The organism is Halobellus inordinatus (genome assembly GCF_024464655.1).
Taxonomy (GTDB): Archaea; Halobacteriota; Halobacteria; order Halobacteriales; family Haloferacaceae; genus Haloquadratum; species Haloquadratum inordinatus.
Genome location: NZ_JANHAV010000001.1, coordinates 243,469 through 264,188 on the forward strand (window position 1 = coordinate 243,469; position 20,720 = coordinate 264,188).

Genomic DNA, 20,720 nt, shown 5'->3' on the forward strand with positions numbered 1-20,720 from the left:
CGGCCGCTCACCGACTCCAGTACTCGGGGGTCAACAGCACGAGTACGGGGATAATCTCTAGACGTCCGATCCACATCAGAACGAACATAAAGAGCTTGCTCGCGTTCGAGAACGCGAGATAGCTCCCCATCGGCCCAACTGTACCGAATCCCGGTCCGACGTTCCCGAGCGTTGCTGCCGTCGCTGACAGCACTTCTAGAATCGTGAGACTCAGTCCGACCCGCACCGCGTCGAGGAAGATGATCCCGGCCGCGACAAAAAAGATGATCAGATACAGGAGCGTGAAGGCGTATATGCCACGGACCGCACGCTCGTCGAGCGTGCGGCCGCCGAGCCGAACGGGACGGATCGCTTCGGGATGTGCGGTGGTGAAGAGCTCTCGACGGACGGATTTGAGGATCACGTACCAGCGGACGATCTTGACTGCGCCACCAGTCGATCCAGCCGAGCCACCGATGAACATCGCGAAAAGCAGGAGATACTGCGCCGCAGTCCCCCACGCGTTGAAGTCCATATTCGCGTACCCGGTCGTTGTAACGATCGATGCGGCCTGAAACGCTGCGTAGCGTAGCGAGGGTTCGAGCTGTCCGACGATTTCTGTCCGGAACCTCTCTAGGTAGGCGGCGTCGAAAGTCTCACCGGCCGGGGCCGCACTGATGAGTCCGTCGGCGAACAGGACCGCCGTGATGACGGCCGTCAGGGTCGCTATCACGCCGACATAGAACCGGAACTCCGAGTCGCGGACGAGCCGCTTCGGATCGCCGGTGAGCACGTGCCAGAACAGCGCGAAGTTCGTCCCGGCGGCGATCATAAAGGGAATGATGATCCACTGCGCCGCGGTGCTGAATGCTTCGATACTACGGGCCTCCGGCGAGAACCCGCCTGTCGGCATCGTTGTTAGGCCGTGAGAGACGGCGTTGTAGAGCGTCATTGTCTGATCCACGCCGACCAGGTGGAGACTGTAGAGCAGTCCGATCTCCAGGATCGTCAGTCCAAGGTACGCTCCCCACAGCGCCCGCGCCGTTTCGGCGATTCGCGGGGTTAGCTTCTCAATACCTGGCCCCGGTGCTTCGGCGTCCATCAGCTGTGCGCCCCCGACCGAGAGTTCGGGGAGGACCGCCACCGCGAGGACGACGATACCCATCCCGCCGAGCCACTGGGTAAGCTGTCGCCACAGCATAATCCCCCGTGTGTGCGATTCGAAAGAGATGTCGCCCAGCACGGTCGCTCCGGTGGTCGTAAACCCGCTCATCGTCTCGAAGAGCGCGTTCGCTGGGTTCGCGAGCGTCGACTCGGGATGGACGGGTGCGACGAGCGGCGGGAGGCCGTTCGCCTCGATGAGATATGGGATGGCCCCGACGAGGGCGACGGCGAACCACGTCGCTGCGACCATCAGAAAGCCCTCGCGCGCCCGGAGGTCCGGGTCGGGTTCGAGGCGTTCGAGTCCGACACCGACTATGACGGTGACGAGAATCGTCGCGAGGAAGGGCGCGACCGTCTCCCCGTAGTAGAGGGCGACGACGAGCGGGAAACAGAGCGGGACCGCGAGGTACTTCAGCACGGACCCGACGAGGCTGAAACTGGCGCGGGCGTCGACTCGTAGAGTCATCGGAGCTGTGGCCGCTGGCTCTCGCTGGCGGGTAGAAGATGTTTCGGTCCGGTGACCGGGTCGGCTACTCGCGCGCTCATAACAGTGGGGCCACGTCGTCGACGACGTCGATGTCCGCGAAGACGACGACGTGATCTCCGACCTGCGGGACGGTGTCGCCCCGGGGCGCGATGAACTCCCGCTCGCGCGTGATCGCGCCGATCACCACACCGTTCGGGAGGTCTCGTGCGGACTCCCGGATCGGGCGCCCGGCGAGGATGCTCTCCTCGTCGACTTCGATTTCGAGCACTTCGGCCTTGTCGGACTCGATGAGCGCGACGTTCTCGGCGTCTCCCTCGCGGGTGAACCGCGAGATCTCCTCTGCGACGACCCCGCGTGGACTCACACCCACGTCGACGCCGACGGTCTCGAAGAGGTCGACGTACTCGCTGGTGTCGATGATGGCGATGGTCCGCTCGACGCCCATCCGCGCCGCCAGCAAGGACACGAGGAGGTTCTTCTCGTCGGAGTCGAGCGTCGAGACGACCACGTCCGCGTCGCCGACGTGCTCGCGTTCGAGGAACTCGATGTCGGTCGCGTCGGACTCCATCACGACCGTATTCGGGAGTCGCTCGGCGAGGTTGCGCGCGCGCTCGCCGTCCTGCTCGACGAGTCGCGGCTTGAATCCGCGATCTTCGAGCAGGCGCGCGACGTGATAGCCGATCTCCGAGCCGCCGACGATGACGACCTCCTCGGCGGTGCCGGGCGATTCGTCGGGTTCGACCGAGCGGGCGAACTGCTGGACGCTCTCTGGCGAGCCGATGACGATGACGCGGTCGTCGGCGTTGATGACCGTCTCGCCGCGAGCGATCTCCACGCAGCCGTTTCTGAGTATGGCCACGAACGTCAGCGAGTCGAAGCGGTCCGCCTCCGCGACAGTCTGATTCGCCACCGGGCTGTCGGCGTCGACCTCGAACTCGGCCATCTGCACCTGGCCGCCGGCGAAGGGATCGACGTCGCGTGCGGCCGGTAAGCCGATCATCCGGACGATCGACTCCGCGGCCAGGAGGTTCGTACAGACCATGAAGTCGACGCCGAACGCTCGCGAAGAGCGCTCCCAGGTTCGGAGGTACTCGGTGTTTTTCACCCGCGCGATCGTGAAGGCGTCCGAGATGGCCTTCACGGTCGAGCAGACGACGATGTTCGTCTCGTCGTCGTCCGTCGAGGCGATCACCATATCGGTCTCCTCGATGCCGGCCTCTTCGAGCGTCGCCACTGACGTGCCGTCGCCGGTCACGCCGAGCACGTCGAACGAGTAGTTCAGCTCCTCGGTCCGCTCGCTGTCGCAGTCGACGACGATAACCTCGTGGGCGTCTGCGAGGTCGGCTGCGATGCTCGATCCGACCTGTCCCGCCCCGACGATGACTACGCGCACTGACGACCACCCGGATTCATCTTTCGGATGTGCCTGGCGAAGGCGTATCGCTCTTTCGGCATCGCTCTGTCCCTGCGGATGAGTCTCGCCCCTGGCGGCGACCCGTTCCATACGGGCAGCGCGGCTCAGCCCGCTCCCGACTTCGACCGCCGTTCGACGGTCAACTCGACCGGTCGCGCCGCCCCTTCGAGGTCGGCGACGACGCGCTCGACGAGCCGTTCGGCCTCGCTCGTGATCGCGGGCTTGATCTTCTCGACGACCCAGCCCAGCGAGACGAACCGCGGGAGGTCGATCCCGCCCTCGTTCGCCGAGGACGGATCGTACGCCACCTCGAACGAGACGCGCGAGGCGGCTTCGGCGTCGTCGGGGGCGTCTTCCGGCACCTCGTCGAGCGCTTCGATCCGCCAGCGGCCGCTGGCGTCGAGATTCTTCACGATCCGCCACTCGATGCGTTCTGGGGGGTCGACCTCCGTCACCTCCGATTCGACGGTGTAGGCGAGCTTCCACCACGCGAAGCGCATCGCATAGCGCGTCCCTGCGCCGCCGTCGCCGCGTCGCCTGGCGACGTTCCGGAGGTGTTTCGAGTAGTCCGCATAGCGAGGGAAATCGACGAGAAATTCGTAGGTCTCCTCGGGCGGGAGATACACGACGGTGCTGACGACGAGTTCGTCCACGCGGACTCGTTGGGCGGCAGCACAGAAAGCGTTGTGGGCAGTACCGTGTGCCGACGCCGGATATCGCCCTGTGAGACGCTATCGTACCCGATATCGGGTGTCGACCACAACGTACTTGTCTCGGAGAAGTCATATTCGACACGATGGTCGGTTCGACCCTCCGGGACATCAGCCGGCACGTCGACTGCCTCGCGGCGCGGGACGGCCCCTACGCCGTCGTCTGCGGGCGGACGGGCTGTGAGCCACACCCCGTCTCGGGGCTGCGTTTCGACGATAGAGACACGGCTGCGGAGGCGGCCGAGGCCGCCGCAGAGTACCGCGCGACGCTTCGTCAGTACGACCCACAGGTCCCCTTCTACGAGCCACTGGTCCACGACGTCGAGGACGGACCGATGGGGCTCGCAGCCGCGGGCGACGACGACAGACGGCTGCGCTATCTCTCGTTCTGCCACGACGTCGCTGGCGCGATCTTCGAGGCGTTCACCGACGCGGGTCTCCGCGAGGTCGAATCCGCGGCGATGGAGACGTATCTCACGCTCGCGGAGGTCGTCAGCGACCGCGACGACTTCTGTCTCACGATGCTGTGGAGTATGACGAGCGAACTCGCCCACCGGACCACTCGGACCGAACACCTGCCTGTCGTCGACGCCGCGGCCGACTCGCTTCGAGGGCCACGCGCCCCGACAGCGATGCGGCCGGACGAGGGAGTCCGTGCGGCCGTCGAACACCTCGAACACGTCGGATTCGTCGGCTCGCAGTCCGTCTCGCCCGCACGGGGCGACGGCTGGGAGGTGACGCTCGGCGAGTATGCCCTCGCCGAGCGGACCGGGCGTCTCCCGACGCTCCCGATCTCGATCGCGCTCGCCCAGCGGCTGCCGGAGACGCCGTTCCGCTTCGCTGCGACGACACCGCTCGGTGACCGCCGCTGGCGACTCCGGATCGAACCGGGAGCGGTGCCGGACGGCCTCGTCTCGATCGACGCGACCGACGACCAGCGACTGTACGACACCGACTCGGAGTACTGACGGTCAACGCTTTCGTCGCTCGCCCCAACCGTGAGACTCATCGACCGTGCCAACCTCTCGGCGGGTATGTCCGAACACCCCACAGACGCCAGTACTGCGCCGAGCGACAGTGATGCCGGTACTGACTCCTCCGGTGCGATCCCCGACGGCGGTGATCCGAACGCCGCAGACGTCCTCGTCGTCGGCGGAGGCGTCGCCGGGCTGACGGCCGCGACGTTCACCGCTCGCGCGGGACTCGACACCCTCGTCGTCGACGCCGACGAGAGCATCCTGGCCCGGAACGCACACTTAGAGAACGTGCCTGGGTTCCCGGCCGGCATCAACTCACGTCAGTTCCTCGACCTCCTGGGCGAGCAGGCCGACGCGAACGGCGTCCGGCGACAGACGGGGCGCGTCCGCGACGTCGGGCGGCGCGGCGACGGTTTCGAAGTCGCAGTGGCGGCTGGCAACGACGCAACGCCCGCGGAGCGAACGATCAGCGCCGACGCCGTCGTCGCCGCGTCGTGGTCCGACGTCTCGTACCTCGACAGCCTCGGCGTCGACACGCGCGATGCGGGATCGAAGACGTACGTCGAGGTGGACGACCTCGGGCGGACGAACGTCGAGGGCGTCTACGCTGCGGGCCGACTGACCGAGAAGTATCACCAGGCAGTCGTCGCCGCGGGCCACGGCGCCGAGGTCGGCCTGACCGTCGTTCACGACTCCGAGACGCCGTACTACAACGACTGGGTGACGCCCGAGGGCTACTTCACCGACCGCGGCCGCGAGGTCCCGCCGGGCTGTGAGGAGATCGACGACGCCGAGCGCGACCGCCGTGATTCGGCGTCCCGCGACCGAATGCGCGAGGCGTTCACCGAGGCGCATCCGGAACCCCAGCGGACGCATCCGAGCCTCGTCGACGACGAACTGGGACGACTCGACGAGTAGCCGTTTTGCGCCCGCTCGCGCGGAGGGAGCCAGACCGGGGAGTTTTACCCCGCCGCCGTCGAACCCCCGGGCGATGTTAGACGGCGTCAACGTCGCGCTCGGCGTCTCGGGGAGCATCGCCGCCGTGAAGGTGGTCGAACTCGCCCACGAGTTGCGACGCCAGGGGGCGAACGTCCGCGGTGTGATGACCGAGAGCGCACAGGGGATCATCCACCCGTGGGCGCTCGAATTCGCGACGGGCAACGACGTGGTGACCGAACTCACCGGGCGCGTCGAACACGTCGAACTCTGCGGTCGCGACGGCTGGGCCGACGTGCTCTTGCTCGCGCCCGCGACGGCGAACACGGTCGGCAAGATCGCGAGTGCGATCGACGACACGCCGGTGACGACCTGCGCGACGACCGCGCTCGGCGCGGACCTGCCGGTCGTGATCGCGCCCGCGATGCACGAACCGATGTACGACCACCCGGGCGTGCTGGACGCCATCGACCGCGTCGAGTCCTGGGGCGTCGATTTCGTCGATCCGCGGATCGAGGAAGGGAAAGCGAAGATCGCGACCGAAGACGCCATCATCACCGCCACCGCGCGCGCGACGACCGAACGGACGCTCGCGGGTCGTCACGTGGTCGTCACCTCGGGTGCGACCGCAGAAGAGATCGACCCCGTCAGGATTCTCACGAACCGCGCGTCGGGCAAGACCGGCCGCGCCGTCGCCCGCGCCTGCTACGTCCGCGGGGCCGACGTTACGCTCGTCCACGACGCCGGCGATGTCCACTACGCGGACACCGTGACCGTCGAATCCGCCGCCGAGATGCGGGATGCGGTCCTCGCCGCGGTCGGTGAAACCGATGCCGACGGCGACGCGCCCGCCGCGGACGTCGTCGTGTCCGCGGCCGCTATCTCCGATTACACGGTCGAAGCCGCCGCCGAGAAACTCCGTTCGGGCGATCACCGCACGCTCGAACTCGAACCGACGCCGAAACTCCTCGATGGGGTGCGCGAGGCGTATCCGGACCTCCCGATCGTCGGCTTCAAAGCCGAAACGTCCGGCGACGACGAGAAGATGGTCGCAGCCGCTCGCAACACCCTCGAACGGACGGACCTCGCGTTCGTCGTCGCCAACGACGCGTCCGTAATGGGCGACGACGAGACGCGGACGCTGTTCGTCGACGCCGACGAAGTCGACGAGTTCTCGGGATCGAAGACGGCGCTCGGCGGTGCGATCGCGGACCGGATCGCCGTAACGGTTCGCGACTGAACGCCTCCACGCCGCGCTCGTCGCTCTGTTCTACTAGTCCCGCGCCACGTCGTTGGCGTCGGCAATCACCTTGTAGACGAGGCCGATCAGGCCACCCAGGACGGCGACGAACCCGACGAGGAAGACGACCGCTGCGAGGAGTTGCCCCACGAACCCGGCACCGCCGCCCCGGATCGCCCAATTCGACGCGAACCACCCACCGAGGAGCAACGCGACGTAGCCGGCCAGGACCACGGCGTACAGAACGGCCATCTCCCGACCGAGCGCGTACTGTAACGCGTCTCGTGCGCTAACTGTTGACATACCATCTCTACGGTATCTTCGCGAATAACGGCTGCGTCGCTCGGGGCGACACTGCCCGGTCGGAGGACCGTCTCACTCCCCGCCGCTGCTGTCTGACCCGAACGGGCTGTAGGGGTTGTTGTACTCGTTGCGGATGATCTCCTCTTCGACGATCTCGAAGCCGAGTGAGCTGAGCTCCCGACCGATCCGGCTCAGATCGTCGCTGTCACGGCCGACGGCAGTGATGTGGACGTTCTCCTCGCCGGTCATAATCTCTCTGACGGAGATCACGCCCTCGACGTCGAGCGCTTGCTCGGCCAACCGCTCGCGCTCGGGGATCGGGGCCGTACAGAAGATGATCGTGTAGAGCTGATACCCCATCCGCTCGTAGTCGACGTCGACGTGCGTCCCCCGGATGATCCCCTCCGATTCGAGCTTTCCGATCCGGTTTCTGACCGTGCTCGCGGAGACGCCCTTCGCCTCGGCGATGTCGCTGCTGGATGTGTGTCTGGCGTCTTTCTGGAGCGCATAGACGATGTAGCGGTCGAGATCGTCAAGATCGACTGCGGCCATACTCTGTGTGCAAATCGAATCATAGATAGGTGTTGTGCTTGTGGCGACAGCGTCAGTGGGGGAGCTATAGGGAGTATCGTAACTGTTCGGAGACTCTCGCCGTACTGTCCGGCGAGAAATCTATGGAGACGTACGATAATCCCTCTCAGAACACCCAGCGTTCGAGCATCTGAGCGATCCGCCCGCGGCGCTGTGAGTCCTCCGGGTGGACGACGAGCACGGGACGGTTCGCCGTCGCGAGATACGACGCGATCCCGTCGTTACCGCGTTCCGCGGCGCTAACGACGAGGAGGTCCGGAGCGGTCGGCTCCGACTTCGGGTGCGTCGCCGTCCCGCCGTCAGTGAACTGTGCGTGGCTCGAAACCGGGGCCGAACACAGCTCGGCTACGTCGCCGTGATAGTCTCGGAGCGTTCGCTTCGCGACGACGGACTCGTCCTCGCGATCCACGTACCTGAACGCGATCGATCCAGCGGCCGACGTGGCGATCGCGTCCGCGATGGCGACTTTCGCCGGATCGTACGGGCCTTCGTCTGAGAGTACGCCGACGACGTCCACGTCGTCGAGCCCTCCGGGCTCGGCGTGCAAGAGCGCGACGTCACAGGGTGCGTGCCGCCGAACCCAGTCGACGTCGGAGCCGAACAGCCGTCCGCGGAGCCCTGCGGGCGTCGCCGTCTCCTCGGTGAGGAGGAGATCGACCGACTCGTGGGCGGCGTAGTTGACGGCGGCGTGGCGCACGTCGTGACAGACGATCGTCCCGCTTTTCACGGGCACGTCGAACTCGCAGTCGAGTTCGCTCGTCTGCTCGTCGAAGCGCACGTCTGCGGGGGTCTCCGTCTCGGAGGCGTACGTCAGCGGGACCTGATCCGGGACCTGCTCGAATCGCACGACAGCGACCTCTCCATCGTGGGTTCGAGCGAGGTCGGACGCGATGCGAACGAACGACCGTTCTTCGTCCTTCGAGACGGCGTGATCGAGAGCGACGAGCACGCGGTAGCCGCTGGCCCACTCGTCGAGCGCCTGCTGCGTCCGATCGACGGCGCTGCGGCCGACCTGCCGGCGAACGGCGTCGACGGCAACGCCTTCGCGATCGACGCGGCGGCGGCCGTAGAGGAGGAACCAGGCGACGCCGACGGCGATCAGCGCGACTGCACCGACGAACGGGACCAGTCCCATCTGCGTCAACAACACGAGACCGCTGAGGACGCCGACGATCTGGATCCACGGATACAGCGGTGCGGTGAACGCCGGGTCGTACTCGGCGTTGCCCTCTCGGAACGCGACGAGCGCGACGTTGATCAGGACGAAGATGAGGATCTGGAAGGCGCTCGCGAGCTTTGCGATCTCTAAGAGCGGGACGAACGCGATCAGCACCAGCAGTACGACGCCGGTGAGCGTGATCGAGTTCGAGGGCGTCCCGAAGCGCTCGCTCACGGTCGCCATCGAGTCGGGGACGAGATCGTCACGCGCCATCGCGAAGGGGTACCGCGACGAAGAGAGGATCCCGGCGTTCGCCGTACTCACGAGCGCGAGGATCGCGGCGAGGACCACGGCGACGACTCCGGGGGTTCCCAGCGTCGCCCCGGCGGCGACGGCCATCGGGGTCGCGCTCTCGGCGATCCGCGTCGGCTCCGTGACGCCGATCATCACCGCGACGATCAGCACGTAGAGGACCGTCGTGAACGCGAGCGACCCGAGGATCCCGAGCGGGATGTTGCGGTCGGGATCGGCGACCTCCTCGGCGACGCTCGCGACCTTCGTGACGCCTGCGTAGGATACGAACACCAGCCCGGTGGCCGCCAACAGACCGCCCGCGCCGCCGCCGAAGAACGGCGCGTAGTTTGGCTGTCGGACCGACGGGCCGCCCCCGACGACGAACCACACGAGTGCGGCGAGCATCACGACCACGATGGCGACCTGCAGTCGGCCGGTCTGCTTCGCCCCGAGGACGTTCACCACGACGAGGAGCGCCGCCAGCGCAAGCGCGACCTGTGTCGTGGCGCCGGGCGACACGTCGAACAGCAACAGGAGGTAGGGAACGCCGCCGACGAGCGCGAGCGCACCTTTGAACGACAGCGCGAACCACGTTCCGATGCCCGCGACAGTGCCCAAAAGTGGCCCCATCCCGCGTTCGATGAACAGGTAGGTGCCGCCCGCCTCCGGCATCGCCGTCGCCATCTCGGCTTTCGCGAGGGCGGCCGGGACCACGAGCACGCCCGCGACGAGGTACGCGAGGATGACGGCCGGGCCCGCAATCTCGACCGCGAGGGCCGGGAGGATGAAGATGCCGCTGCCGACCATCGCGCCGATGCTGATGGCGAGCACCGCCGGGAGCCCGAGGTCGCGTTCGAGCGTCTTCGGCACGTCACCTCACCATCCGGTCGTTCGATCGATCGGCACCCTCGGCGACGGCGCCCCGCGTCGGACTGTCCTCGATCGAATCGGCGTTTTCCTCTGCGGTCGTGAGCGCCGAAATCCGGACGTCGAGCGCGGCCGCAGTGGTCTCGGCGACACAGACGGTATCGACGTCCAGTTCGTCGAACGCCTCGCGGTTTCGCGGGTCGTTGACGAGAACGACGAGATCGATATCGGCCTCGCGCAGTCGTAACCGCTGGGCCAACAGGAGGTTCATCCCGTCGTTGCCGCCTGTGAGGACCACGATCTCCGCGTTGCGAGCCGTTTCGACGGCCGTAGAGTCGGTGTCCGTCACTGGTGCGTGGGTCGCGGTCACTCCGTTCGACCCCGCGGCCTCGACGGCTGTTTCGCTTCCGTCGACGAACCCGACGTCGCCCGTTGCTGGATGGTCTGTGAGGTCCTCTGCGAGACGACGACCGATCTGGCCGCCACCGAGGACGAGTATGTGTGTATCTGTCATCGTGAAGTGTCACGGGACGGCTTCGTGGCAGTCACGCGAATGAATATAGAGGACAGAACGTGATAAATTCTTCTTTAGATTGCTGAATTGTCCTAGAAATAAGGAATTATTAAACAAACAGTCCGGAGGAACCGGCGTGAGTGGGAGTACTGCCGCTCTCTGCTCTTGGAATCACGAGACGCAGTCTGCGCCCGCGGCAACTCGGCGCTGGCACAGACGAGGCGGAAAAACGAGTGGGGTGTAGAGAGTTTCCAGAGACCTGATGAGTGTCGGTCTACAGCAATCCGACGAGCGTCGCCGCCAGCACGACGATGACGAGGAGCACGCTCGTGGCGATGCTCGCTCTGAGGCTTCCCTCTTTCAACGAACTCCCCTCGCGGCCGACGACCGCGGTGGCCGGTCCGCGAATCGCACCGTAGGGGTCGGACGCGGCGTCGAGCGCCGCGTTGGCCGTGGCGACGACAGCGCGGTCGACGGTAGCGAACAGGTCGGTGACGCCGCGGACGAGGCCGCGCATCCCGTAGAACGTGGCCGGTTCGATGACGGCGTCGACGTCGATGCCGCTTCCGATCTTCGAGAGTGGTTTCTTGAGCACGGCGAAGCCGACGACACCGAGGAACGCGAGCAGGAAGCCCTCACCGAGGTGGCTCAGCGTGAAGGGGTGGGCGTCGGCGGTGCTGCCGGGCAGCAGCGCGAACAGCGCGTCCGGGTAGAGCCCGAGCACCACACAGAGCGCCGCGACGCCGAGCATCGCGATCCGCTGGCCGGTGACCGAGCGACGGAGGTTCCACGTCCCGCTGTGCTCTTTCAGGAACGCGTAGTAGCCGAACTTGATGAACGACATGAACGTCCCGACGCCCGCGAGAAGCAGGATGTAGAAGATACCGTCGAGGTGTTCTTTGTGCGCGGCCGCGGTGATCATCCCCTTGCTGACGAAACCGTTGAAGCCGGGGAAGCCGCTGATCGAGAGCGCCGCGGCCGTGAACGCGATCGCGGTCACCGGCAGCGCCCGACCGAGCCCGCCGAGGTACTTCAGGCTCTGCTCGTCGGTCCGCGCGATCACGACGCCCGCGGTCATGAAGAGCAGCGCCTTGTAGAGGATGTGGTTGAACACGTGTGCGAACGCGCCGGCCGTCGCCAGCGCCGTACCGACGCCGACGCCGGCGACCATATAGCCGACCTGCGACTGGATGTGGTACGACAGGAGGCGGCGCATATCGTTCTGCAGGAGCGCGTAGACGACGCCGACCAGCGCCATCGCCGCGCCCATATACGCGATCGCGAGGTTACCGTCCGGGAAGGCGCGCGCGAGGCCGTAGACGCCCGTCTTGGTCGTATACACCGAGAGGAAGACGCTCGCGGCGACGTGCGGACGTGGATAGGTGTCGGGCAGCCACGTGTGCAGGCCGACGAAGCCGACGTTGACGCCGATCCCGATGGCGGCGAGCACGGCTGGGATCCCCGCAGTGATGCCATCGGAGGCGCTGAAGAGGAACGACCCGACGTTCGTGTAGTGCCAGATGACCGCGGCCATCAGCAGACTCCCGCCGAGGCCGTGATAGACGGCGTAGCGGAAGCCCGCGCGGACGGCCTCGCCGCCGTAGTCCCACACGAGGAGAGTGCTCGTGACGGCCATCAGTTCCCAGAAGAACACCATCGTCAGCCAGTCGCCGGCGAAGACGGCCCCGACGCTCGTCCCGACGTAGCCGAGGGCGAACGCGGTCTGTCGGTTTTCCGCTTCCGAGGAGTACGAGTACAGCACGGCGGCCGCGCCGATGAGCCCGAAGATGACGCCCATCAGCCGGGAGAAGGCGTCGACGTTGATGAGGACCGCATCGAAGCCGAGGAACGTGGTCTGCAGGTAGACGCCCGCCGGAACCAGGAGCGACCAGACGGCGACCCCGCCGGTCGCGAGCACGCCCAGCGCGTGGCCGAGGCGGCGCGAGAGGAACGGCGCGACGATCGCGACCGCCAGGATGGCGAACGCCGGTGGCACCACGGTCGGCACGTCGGCCGTCGGCAGCGTCGGCACCTCGGACGCCAGCACCGTCGCCGAGAGGTCGGCGGCGAGCGGCGACACAGTCGCGCTCATCAGAACACCACCCCCGTAGCCTCGGCGACGACGCGCTGAACGAGCGCGAGGAAGACCATCCCGCGGGGCACGAGGCCGAGCGCGACGGCGCCGGCCGCGGCGACGGTGATCGGTCCGAGCATAAACCACGTGCTCTCGTCGCCGAATCCACGGCGTTCCCAGCCGGAAGCAGGCGGGCCGCCGTGGTGTCCGTGGTGGTCGTCGTCGCCGGCTCCGGTCAGCGACGCCCCCTCGTCGGGATCAGCGTCGTGGGAGTCGGTTCCGTCGTCTGTCGCCTCGTCGCCGAGGTGGTCGCTGGGGTGTCGGTCGACGGCATACTCGCCGTCCTCTTCGACGCGGGCGTCGACCTCGATTCGGCCCTCCGACTCGGAGGGCTCGACGTCGGGGTCGACGTCGGGGTCGACCGGTTCGGCGGTGTTGATGGGGACTTCCTCCGAGCCGGCGGTCTCGGGTTCGGAACCGCTCACGTCGCGCTCGACGTCCTCGCTCCGCTCACCGCTCTCGCTCCGCTCGCCGCCGTCCGTGCGGACGCGAGCCCCGCCGATCGGGAACTCGACGAGCGGTTTCGAGTCGGCGTCTTCGGGCGTCTGGAAGAACGCCTGGTAGACGATCGGCCAGAAGTAGCCGACGTTCAGGAGCCCCGAGACGAGGAGAACGCCCGCGAAGACCGCGTTGCCGGCGTCGAGACTTCCGATCAGGAGGTACCACTTGCTCACGAAGCCGGCGACGAGCGGGAGGCCTGCCATCCCGACGCTCGCGACGGCGAAGGCGGCCATCGTGACGGGCATCCGCTTACCGATCCCCGCCATATCGCTGATGTCGTCGGTGTGCGTCTCGACGTGGATCGCACCCGCACAGAAGAACAGGGTGAGCTTCATAAACGCGTGCGCCGGGATGTGCAGCAGGCCGCCGACGAGCGCCGCCGGCGAGAGCAGTCCCAACCCGAGCACGATGTACGAGAGCTGACTGATCGTCGAGTACGCGAGCCGGCGCTTCAGGTTGTCCTGTCTGAGCGCGATGATACTCGCGACGACGATGGTGACCGCGGCGACGGCCGCCAGCGGCAGTCCGACGCCGAGATTCCCGGCGGTTTCGGGCCCGAACACGTCGAGCACGACGCGCGCGATCCCGAAGACGCCGCTCTTGACGACCGCAACCGCGTGCAGGAGACCGGAGACGGGCGTCGGCGCGACCATCGCGTCCGGGAGCCACGAGTGAACCGGAATCAGTGCGGCTTTCACGCCGAAACCGCCCGCCAGCAGCGCGAACGCCGCGCGTGCGGCGACCGGGTCGGTGCTCGCCAGATCGGCGATGCCGCCGGGTGTGAACGCGACAGTACCGGTCGTCCAGAAGACCAGTACCGTCCCGGCCAGGACCGCGACGCCGCCGCCGAAGGTGTAAGTGAGGTACTTCCGGCCGGCCTTCCGGGCCGTGTCGCTCTCGTCGTGGGCGACGAGCGGGTACGTCGCGACGGTCAGCAGTTCGTAGAAGACGTACAGCGCGACGAGGTTCGACGCGAACGCGACCCCCAGCGCCGCCCCGACGCTCCCCGCGAACGCCGCGAAGTACCGCGTCTGGGAGTGCTCGTCGAGGCCGCGCATATACCCGATGCTGTAGAAACTGGTGACGAGCCACAGCGCGCTCGCGAGCAGCGCGAAGATCATCCCGAGCGGGTCCGCGCTGAGCGTGAGGTCGATGCCGGGCACGAACGTCCCCAGCCGGGAGACGTGCGTCGTGCCGGCCAGCGTCGCGGGCACGAGGCTCGCGACGAGCCCGAACGTCCCGAGCGCCGTGAGGATGGTAAAGCCCTCGCGGACGTTCGGTCGGCGGTGCGATGCGACGATCGTGAGAATGCCGATAGCGGGCAGCAGTACCGCCGCCAGCGGCCTGAGAGAGTCGATCTCGGTCATTGGAAGTACACCTCCAGCACGGGCTCGAAGACGGCAATGAGATCAGACGCGAACAGTCCGAGGACGACCGCGCCGACCGCGGCGGCGACGACCACGATGCGGGCTTCGATGGTGATGCCCGAAGTCCCAGTCGTCTTCGCGTCGTCAGTGGACTCCGACCCCGACTCGCCGCCGTCGGGCGTCAGCGCGGCGTCGGTATCGGCCGTCGCGGTGGCGTCGGGGCCACTCACGGTGTCGGCCGTCGCCGCCGGTGCGTCCTGGAAGTACATCCGTTCGACGACGCGGGCGAAGTACGCGAGCGTCAGGAGCGTGCTCACGACCGCGACGGCGGCGACGCCCCAGCGGCCCCCCTCGACCGCCCCGAGGACGATGTGCCACTTGCCGGCGAAGCCGACTGCCGGTGGGACGCCGACGAGCGCGAACGCGAGAATGGCGAAGGCGGCGCTCACGACCGGCGCGCGGTCGGCGACGCCGGCGAGGTCGTCGACGGTTCGGCCGCCCGCGACGCCCGCGAGCGCGCCGACGCCGACGAAGAGGCCCGCCTTCATTATCGCGTGACCGACCAGGTGGACGAGACCGCCGGTCACAGCCGTCGCGTTCGCGACCGCGAAGCCGGCGATCACCAGGCCGAACTGCGCGACGGAGGAGTACGCGAGCATCCGCTTGAGGTCCGACTGCAACACGGCGAGCACCGAGCCGACGACGACGCTGACCGACGCGAGGACCACCAGCGCGTCGAGCGCGAACGGCACTGCCGCGTCGAACGCGGGGGTGAACACCGCGTAGACGAGGCGGAACAGCGCGTACGCCGCCGCCGTCGAGACGAGCGCGGAGATGTACGCAGTGACGCTGTCGGGCGATTCGGCGTAGGCTCCCGGCTGCCACGTGTGCAGCGGATAGAGCGCCGACTTCACCGCGAGGCCGACGACGAGGAGCGCAAAGCCGGTCAAGACCAGCGGCGAGTCGTAGCCGACTGCCTGCAGTTGCGTCGACAGGTCGGCCATATTCAGCGTCCCCGTCGCGATGTAGAGGTAGCCGACGCCGAGCAGATACAGCGAGGCGCCGATGGTCCCGACGAGGAGATACTTCAGGCTCGCGAGCGCCGCGGCGGGCGAGCGGCCGGTCGCGACCAGCGCGTAGGTCGCCAGCCCGGTGATCTCGATGAAGACGTACAGATTGAACACGTCGCCCGTGACGAACACGCCGGAGATGCCCGCGGTGAGCAACAGCAGTTCGCTGTAGAAGCTGTTCGAGTCCGGGCCGGCCCGCCGCGCGTAGAGGACGACGGCGACGGTCACGACAGACACCAGGACGACGAGCGTCGCCGAGATGCCGTCGGCGACGAGTTCGATGCCGAACGGCGGCGTGTAGCCGCCGACGGCGTAGGTGAACCGCCCCGTAGAGATCACTTTCGCCGCGACGGTCACAGAGAGTCCGAGGTGGGCGAGCGCGGCGAGCGCGGCCGCGACCCAGCCGGCGCCGTCCCACAGGCGTCCGAGCGCGATCGGGACGAGCGCGAGCACGATCGGGACCACTACGAGGAGCGCGATGGCGTCAGTCATTCAGTTTGCACCTCCCGGATGGCTTCCTCGTCGAGCGTCCCGTACGCGTCGTAGATGCGCACGATGAGTGCGAGCGCCACCGCGGTCAGGCTGACGCCGACGACGATGGCGGTGAGGATGAGCACGTGCGGCAGCGGGCTGGCGTACGTCCCTGCTACGTCCCCGTGGACCACCGGCGGCACAGCGCCGTCGACGTAGCCGCTCGTGACGAAGAACAGGAAGATGCCGACCTGGAAGATGTTCAGGCCGATGACCTTCTTCACCAGGTTCGGGCTCGCTGTGACGCCGTACAGTCCGATGGCGACGAGCGCGACGAACATAAGGTAGTTGTAGTGGGTCGCGAGCAGGTCGATCACGCTCGCTCACCTCCGGCGGCGTCGCCGTCTCCATTGCCATTGTTACTGCCGTTCCCTCCGCCGTTCCCGACGGACTGGAAGTCCCCCTGTGAGAGGCTGAAGAAGAGGCTCACGAGGACGCCGGAGACGACTGCTCCGATCCCGAGTTCGACGAGTTCGATGCCGTATTTCACGCCGTCGGTCCCGAAGCCGTAGGCGGGGTATTCGAGGAACGCACCGCCCGAGAGCAGCGCGCCCAGTCCGATGAGCGCAAACGTGCCGCCGCCGGAGGCGATCGCGAGCTGTGCGAGCGGCCCTTCCAGCCACGCCCGCGTCGGTTCGATGCCGAAGGCGAACGCAAGTAGCAGGACCGCCGAGGCGACGATGACGCCGCCCTGGAAGCCGCCGCCTGCGGACTCCGCCCCGTGGAACATCACGAACACCCCGAACGTGAAGACGAACGGGACGACCACGCGGACGGTCGTCATAATGATGGTACTCTCGACGTAGGTTCGGTTCGGATCTGATTGGCTCATACGTACGCCTCCTGTCGAAGGACGAGAAGCACCGCGAGGCCGGCGGCGATGACCACCGTCGCCTCGCCGAGGGTGTCGAACCCACGGTAGGCGGCCAACACGGCGGTCACGACGTTCTCGACGCCGGTCTCGGGGTAGGCGTTCTGCAGGTAGTACTCCGTGATCCGCGACGTCGCGACCGGCGCCTCGCTGGATCCGACCGCCGGAAGCGACCGGATCGTCGTCAGCAGCGCGCCGACCAGAACCGCGACGATCGCGACGGACCGCCAGGCGATCCGCTCGAAGAGTCGCTCACCGCCCGGGCGGACGGTCTTCGCGATCGTCACGAGGAACAGTACCGTGGTGATGCCGGCGCCGACGGCCGCTTCGGTCAGCGCGACGTCCGGTGCGGCCAGCAGGATCCACGCGACAGCGATGCCGAAGCTGAACGCTGCGAACGCAATGATCGCGTTGAGGACGTCCCGAAGAAGGATCGCGGCGATCGCAGCCAGCACGGCGAACGTGAGGATGACCGCGAGCGAGGTCGAAACGGGCGTCACTCCTCACCCTCCGTTGTCCACGGGGCGATGCCCTGATCGTAGGCTGCCCGCGTGATCGCGTGGGCGGCCGTCGGGTTGGTCACGAACAAGAACAGCCCGAGCAGGGCCGTCTTCGCGACGGCTAGGTCCGCGCCGAAGACCAGCGCGACGCCGCTCAGCGTCAGGATGATCCCGAGCGTGTCACTCTTCGAGGTCGCGTGCGCGCGCGTATAGAGATCTGGGAGGCGGACGATGCCGACCACCGCGACGAACCCGAAGAACGTTCCCGCAGCGACCAGCAGGATGATCAGGATCTCCGTGATGGACATTCAGATCACCCCGCCGCGCTCGACGGTGAACTTCGAGATGGCGATGCTCATCAGGAAGTTCAACATCCCGTAGACGAGGGCGATGTCGAGGAATCCCGGCTGATCGAGCGCCGCCGCCAGCAGCGCGAGCACGACGACCGCGTTCGTTCCGATCCCGTTGACCGCGATGACGCGGTCCTGCATCGTCGGTCCTGCGACGATCCGGTAGACCAACACGATGGCGAACAGGACGAACGCGCCTGCCGCGGTCAGCAGTACCGTATCGACGACTCCGGAGACCGCCATTATTCGGCGTCCTCCGTCGGTTCCGCGATCGGTTCACCGTCGGGGCCGAGAAGCGAGATGCTCCCGCGCTCCGTCGGGGTCGGGATCCGCGCGCCCGAGCGACCGTAGTAGACGAACCGGACCGCCCGCTCTAAGCTCCCGGCGGCGAGGTCGTCGCGGGCGTCATCGGTCAGCGTGTGGATGTCGAGGCCGTCGCGGCCGATGTCGACCGTCAGCGTCCCCGGCGTGAGCGTGATGCTGTTCGCGAGCGTCGTCACCGGAAGGCCGCCCCAGACCGCGGCGCGGAACCGCCGCATCTCGGGGTCGATCGGGAGATCCGGGTGGAGGATGATGTACGCGATCGCGATGTTGGCTTTCGTGATCTCCCAGACGAGATACGGCACGAAGAGGCCCATCCGCAGGATACGAAGCGTGGTTCGGCGTGGCGAGGGCGACGTGACGAACGTGATATTCGAGAACGCGATCGTCGCGAGCAACGCCGTGAGTCCGCCCGTCACCAGATTGAACGTGGTGAGGTGGCCGCCGATCACGAGATAGAAGGCGTACGTCGCGCCGAACGTCGCGAGACCCTTCGAGACCGTCGCTCGTGAGACGAGGCGCGTCCGGGTCGTCTGCCGTTCGACCGGGGCTTCCTCGACGGAGAGGTCAGACCGTGAGAGTTCCACCTCGAAGGGCCGAAGCATCGGCGCGCTCCCGCCGGGCTGGAACTCCGGATCGACGACGACCCGGTCGAGTCCTGTTCGATGCGCGTATTCGACCAAGATCGCCGCGAAGTCGCCGGGGCTGAAGAGATAGCGATCCGCGCCGACGATGGCCGTCTCGATCTCCACCGGCGGTTCGCCCTCTTCGTCGTAGTCGAGATCCTCTTCGGCCCAGACCTGTACCCGTTCGAGGAGGTCGCTGGCCGTCTCCGTGTCGTCGAGCGAACCCCCGTCGACGGTGCGCCACCGTGCGGGATACACGAAGTGAACCGTGGCTTGCTCGTCGCCCTCTGTGGCACCCGTGCGCGCCTCTCGGAGGGCGTAGGCGACCGTGTTCCGGAACGTGGAGGATTCTCCGACTGGAACGAGGATCCGGGAGCTGCCGGCACTCATCAGCCACCACCCGCCTCGATCGACGCCGGCCGTTTCCCGTCGGTCACTCGGCTCATACGTTACTCTACCGTTTACTAAGGGGGTCAAATACGTCTTCCGCTCTGGCGTGACTCCGTTCTCGATCCGACAATTGGTATTTAAGATAGATTGCCTAACCGTCCAGAACGACCTGCGTGCTCGACCGCACCACGCGACTAGCAACCGTGCTACTACTAGCCAACTCATTGTCATATACTTAGGAATACTATCTCATACTATGAACGTACGTACACTATTCGCGGACGACGTGGCTGTCTCTCCAGTTATCGGCGTCATCCTGATGGTCGCGATCACGGTGATCCTCGCAGCCGTCATCGGCTCGTTCGTGTTGAACCTCGGTCAGGGCATCCAACAGACGGCTCCGCAGGCCAGTTTCGGGTTCGGCTACGCGAACGACTCCGTCGACGTCACCCACGAGAGCGGTGACACGGTTGTCGCCGCCCAATTGAACGTGACGTCCGCAGCAGCGATCGACTACAGCGGACCGACACTCTTTGCGGGCACGGTCAGCGCGGGTGACACGGCCACGTACAACCTCTCCGGTACCGAGTGGAACGGCGAAACCGTCCGCGTCGTCTGGGAGTCCGAAGACGGATCGGCGTCCGCGACGTTGAGTCAATCCACTGCTCCCGCGATCTGACGGGGCGAACGTCTGTTCTCAGCTCGGAGTGGTGCTCGCTGACGCACCCCGTGTGTCGCTCTGCGCTAGAGCGACCGAACCGCCAGTTTTTATTTTCGACCCGGAGTACCCACGACATGGACCAACTGCGGCAGTCGCTCCTCGAAGCGCCGATTATCGAGAAAGGCGAGTACGAGTACTTCGTCCACCCCATCAGCGACGGCGTTCCGATGCTCCGTCCGGAACTGCTCCGCGAGATCGTCATCAAGATCATCCGGAAGGCCGAGATCGACGATGTCGACAAGATCGTCACGCCGGCCGCGATGGGGATTCACATCTCCACTGCGGTGTCGCTGATGACGGACATCCCGCTCGTCGTCATCCGCAAGCGACAGTACGGTCTCGACGGCGAGGAACCGCTGAGCCAGCAGACCGGCTACTCCGAGAACGAGATGTACATCAACGACGTCGATCCGGGCGACCGCGTTCTGGTCCTCGACGACGTGCTCTCGACCGGCGGGACGATGCGCGCGGTGCTCGACGCGCTCGAACACATCGGTGCGGACGTCGTCGACACCGTCGCCGTGATCAAGAAGGCCGGGCCGAACGAACTCGACGACAGCGGTCACCACGTCAAGACGCTGATCAACGTGCGCGTCGAGGACGGCGAGGTCGTCATCGTCGACGAGCACGGCGACGACTGACCTCCCCGTCGAACCGGGACGACCCCGATCCGCACAAACGGGTAATACGAGCGACAGAACGA

The 20,720-nt window shown here is 66.7% G+C and carries 21 protein-coding genes; 5 read left to right on the top strand and 16 right to left on the bottom strand.

Annotated features, from left to right (window positions below; genetic code table 11):
* Positions 1–7 precede the first annotated feature (7 nt).
* The 3 genes from NO347_RS01230 to NO347_RS01240 all read right to left on the bottom strand — a co-directional run bounded on the left by NO347_RS01230 (position 8) and on the right by NO347_RS01240 (position 3,697).
* Positions 8–1,609 carry a TrkH family potassium uptake protein gene (locus NO347_RS01230; protein WP_256287899.1) on the bottom strand — a complete coding sequence of 534 codons (1,602 nt, stop codon included), beginning with the start codon at positions 1,607–1,609 and terminating at the stop codon, positions 8–10.
* A gap of 76 nt (positions 1,610–1,685) precedes the next feature.
* Positions 1,686–3,023, bottom strand: coding sequence for a Trk system potassium transporter TrkA (gene trkA, locus NO347_RS01235; RefSeq protein ID WP_256287900.1), 1,338 nt, complete (start codon positions 3,021–3,023; stop codon positions 1,686–1,688).
* A gap of 125 nt (positions 3,024–3,148) precedes the next feature.
* Positions 3,149–3,697: a type II toxin-antitoxin system RatA family toxin gene (locus tag NO347_RS01240; RefSeq protein WP_256287901.1), complete on the bottom strand. Its 549-nt coding sequence runs from the start codon at positions 3,695–3,697 to the stop codon at positions 3,149–3,151.
* A gap of 143 nt (positions 3,698–3,840) precedes the next feature.
* On the opposite strand from NO347_RS01240, the gene NO347_RS01245 reads away from it, so the two are divergent.
* The 3 genes from NO347_RS01245 (at position 3,841) to coaBC (ending at position 6,907) form a co-directional block, all read left to right on the top strand.
* Entirely contained in the window at positions 3,841–4,722 is an 882-nt protein-coding gene (locus tag NO347_RS01245) for a DUF7551 domain-containing protein (RefSeq protein ID WP_256287902.1), read from the top strand.
* A 66-nt stretch (positions 4,723–4,788) separates the two neighbouring features.
* Positions 4,789–5,649, top strand: a complete 861-nt coding sequence (locus NO347_RS01250; protein WP_256287903.1) for an FAD-dependent oxidoreductase — start codon at positions 4,789–4,791, stop codon at positions 5,647–5,649.
* A gap of 73 nt (positions 5,650–5,722) precedes the next feature.
* On the top strand, positions 5,723–6,907 hold the full coding sequence (gene coaBC, locus NO347_RS01255) for a bifunctional phosphopantothenoylcysteine decarboxylase/phosphopantothenate--cysteine ligase CoaBC (RefSeq protein ID WP_256287904.1): 1,185 nt from the start codon (positions 5,723–5,725) through the stop codon (positions 6,905–6,907).
* Between the two features lie 33 nt (positions 6,908–6,940).
* Here the strand turns inward: coaBC and NO347_RS01260 are convergent, their stop codons facing one another.
* From NO347_RS01260 to NO347_RS01320, 13 genes are all read right to left on the bottom strand, one after another.
* Entirely contained in the window at positions 6,941–7,210 is a 270-nt protein-coding gene (locus NO347_RS01260; RefSeq protein WP_256287905.1) for a hypothetical protein, read from the bottom strand.
* 72 nt (positions 7,211–7,282) lie between these two features.
* A complete protein-coding gene (locus NO347_RS01265) occupies positions 7,283–7,762 on the bottom strand; it encodes an Lrp/AsnC family transcriptional regulator (protein ID WP_256287906.1) in 480 nt (159 codons plus the stop codon).
* 145 nt (positions 7,763–7,907) lie between these two features.
* Positions 7,908–10,124 (bottom strand): amino acid permease, encoded by a 2,217-nt coding sequence (locus NO347_RS01270; RefSeq protein WP_256287907.1) that lies wholly within the window; start codon positions 10,122–10,124, stop codon positions 7,908–7,910.
* A 1-nt stretch (position 10,125) separates the two neighbouring features.
* Positions 10,126–10,635 (bottom strand): NAD-binding protein, encoded by a 510-nt coding sequence (locus NO347_RS01275; protein WP_256287908.1) that lies wholly within the window; start codon positions 10,633–10,635, stop codon positions 10,126–10,128.
* Between the two features lie 274 nt (positions 10,636–10,909).
* A complete protein-coding gene (locus NO347_RS01280; protein ID WP_256287909.1) occupies positions 10,910–12,727 on the bottom strand; it encodes a Na(+)/H(+) antiporter subunit D in 1,818 nt (605 codons plus the stop codon).
* A complete protein-coding gene (locus NO347_RS01285; protein ID WP_256287910.1) occupies positions 12,727–14,637 on the bottom strand; it encodes a cation:proton antiporter in 1,911 nt (636 codons plus the stop codon). The genes NO347_RS01280 and NO347_RS01285 overlap by 1 nt, the downstream gene beginning before the upstream one ends.
* Positions 14,634–16,199, bottom strand: a complete 1,566-nt coding sequence (locus NO347_RS01290) for a proton-conducting transporter transmembrane domain-containing protein (protein WP_256287911.1) — start codon at positions 16,197–16,199, stop codon at positions 14,634–14,636. The genes NO347_RS01285 and NO347_RS01290 overlap by 4 nt, the downstream gene beginning before the upstream one ends.
* Positions 16,196–16,555 carry a cation:proton antiporter subunit C gene (locus NO347_RS01295; protein ID WP_256287912.1) on the bottom strand — a complete coding sequence of 120 codons (360 nt, stop codon included), beginning with the start codon at positions 16,553–16,555 and terminating at the stop codon, positions 16,196–16,198. The genes NO347_RS01290 and NO347_RS01295 overlap by 4 nt, the downstream gene beginning before the upstream one ends.
* A complete protein-coding gene (locus NO347_RS01300) occupies positions 16,552–17,070 on the bottom strand; it encodes an MnhB domain-containing protein (protein ID WP_256287913.1) in 519 nt (172 codons plus the stop codon). Before NO347_RS01300 ends, NO347_RS01295 begins: the two co-directional genes overlap by 4 nt.
* The gene (locus NO347_RS01305; protein ID WP_256287914.1) at positions 17,067–17,609 is read right to left on the bottom strand and encodes a DUF4040 domain-containing protein; all 543 of its coding nucleotides are present in this window, start codon (positions 17,607–17,609) and stop codon (positions 17,067–17,069) included. The genes NO347_RS01300 and NO347_RS01305 overlap by 4 nt, the downstream gene beginning before the upstream one ends.
* The gene (gene mnhG / locus NO347_RS01310) at positions 17,606–17,917 is read right to left on the bottom strand and encodes a monovalent cation/H(+) antiporter subunit G (RefSeq protein WP_256287915.1); all 312 of its coding nucleotides are present in this window, start codon (positions 17,915–17,917) and stop codon (positions 17,606–17,608) included. Before mnhG ends, NO347_RS01305 begins: the two co-directional genes overlap by 4 nt.
* On the bottom strand, positions 17,918–18,202 hold the full coding sequence (locus NO347_RS01315) for a cation:proton antiporter (protein ID WP_256287916.1): 285 nt from the start codon (positions 18,200–18,202) through the stop codon (positions 17,918–17,920).
* Positions 18,202–19,296 carry a monovalent cation/H+ antiporter subunit E gene (locus NO347_RS01320; protein ID WP_256287917.1) on the bottom strand — a complete coding sequence of 365 codons (1,095 nt, stop codon included), beginning with the start codon at positions 19,294–19,296 and terminating at the stop codon, positions 18,202–18,204. Before NO347_RS01320 ends, NO347_RS01315 begins: the two co-directional genes overlap by 1 nt.
* A gap of 256 nt (positions 19,297–19,552) precedes the next feature.
* On the opposite strand from NO347_RS01320, the gene NO347_RS01325 reads away from it, so the two are divergent.
* Positions 19,553–19,975 carry a type IV pilin domain-containing protein gene (locus tag NO347_RS01325; protein ID WP_256287918.1) on the top strand — a complete coding sequence of 141 codons (423 nt, stop codon included), beginning with the start codon at positions 19,553–19,555 and terminating at the stop codon, positions 19,973–19,975.
* A 116-nt stretch (positions 19,976–20,091) separates the two neighbouring features.
* A complete protein-coding gene (gene hpt, locus NO347_RS01330) occupies positions 20,092–20,658 on the top strand; it encodes a hypoxanthine/guanine phosphoribosyltransferase (protein ID WP_121567922.1) in 567 nt (188 codons plus the stop codon).
* The last annotated feature ends 62 nt before the right edge of the window (positions 20,659–20,720 follow it).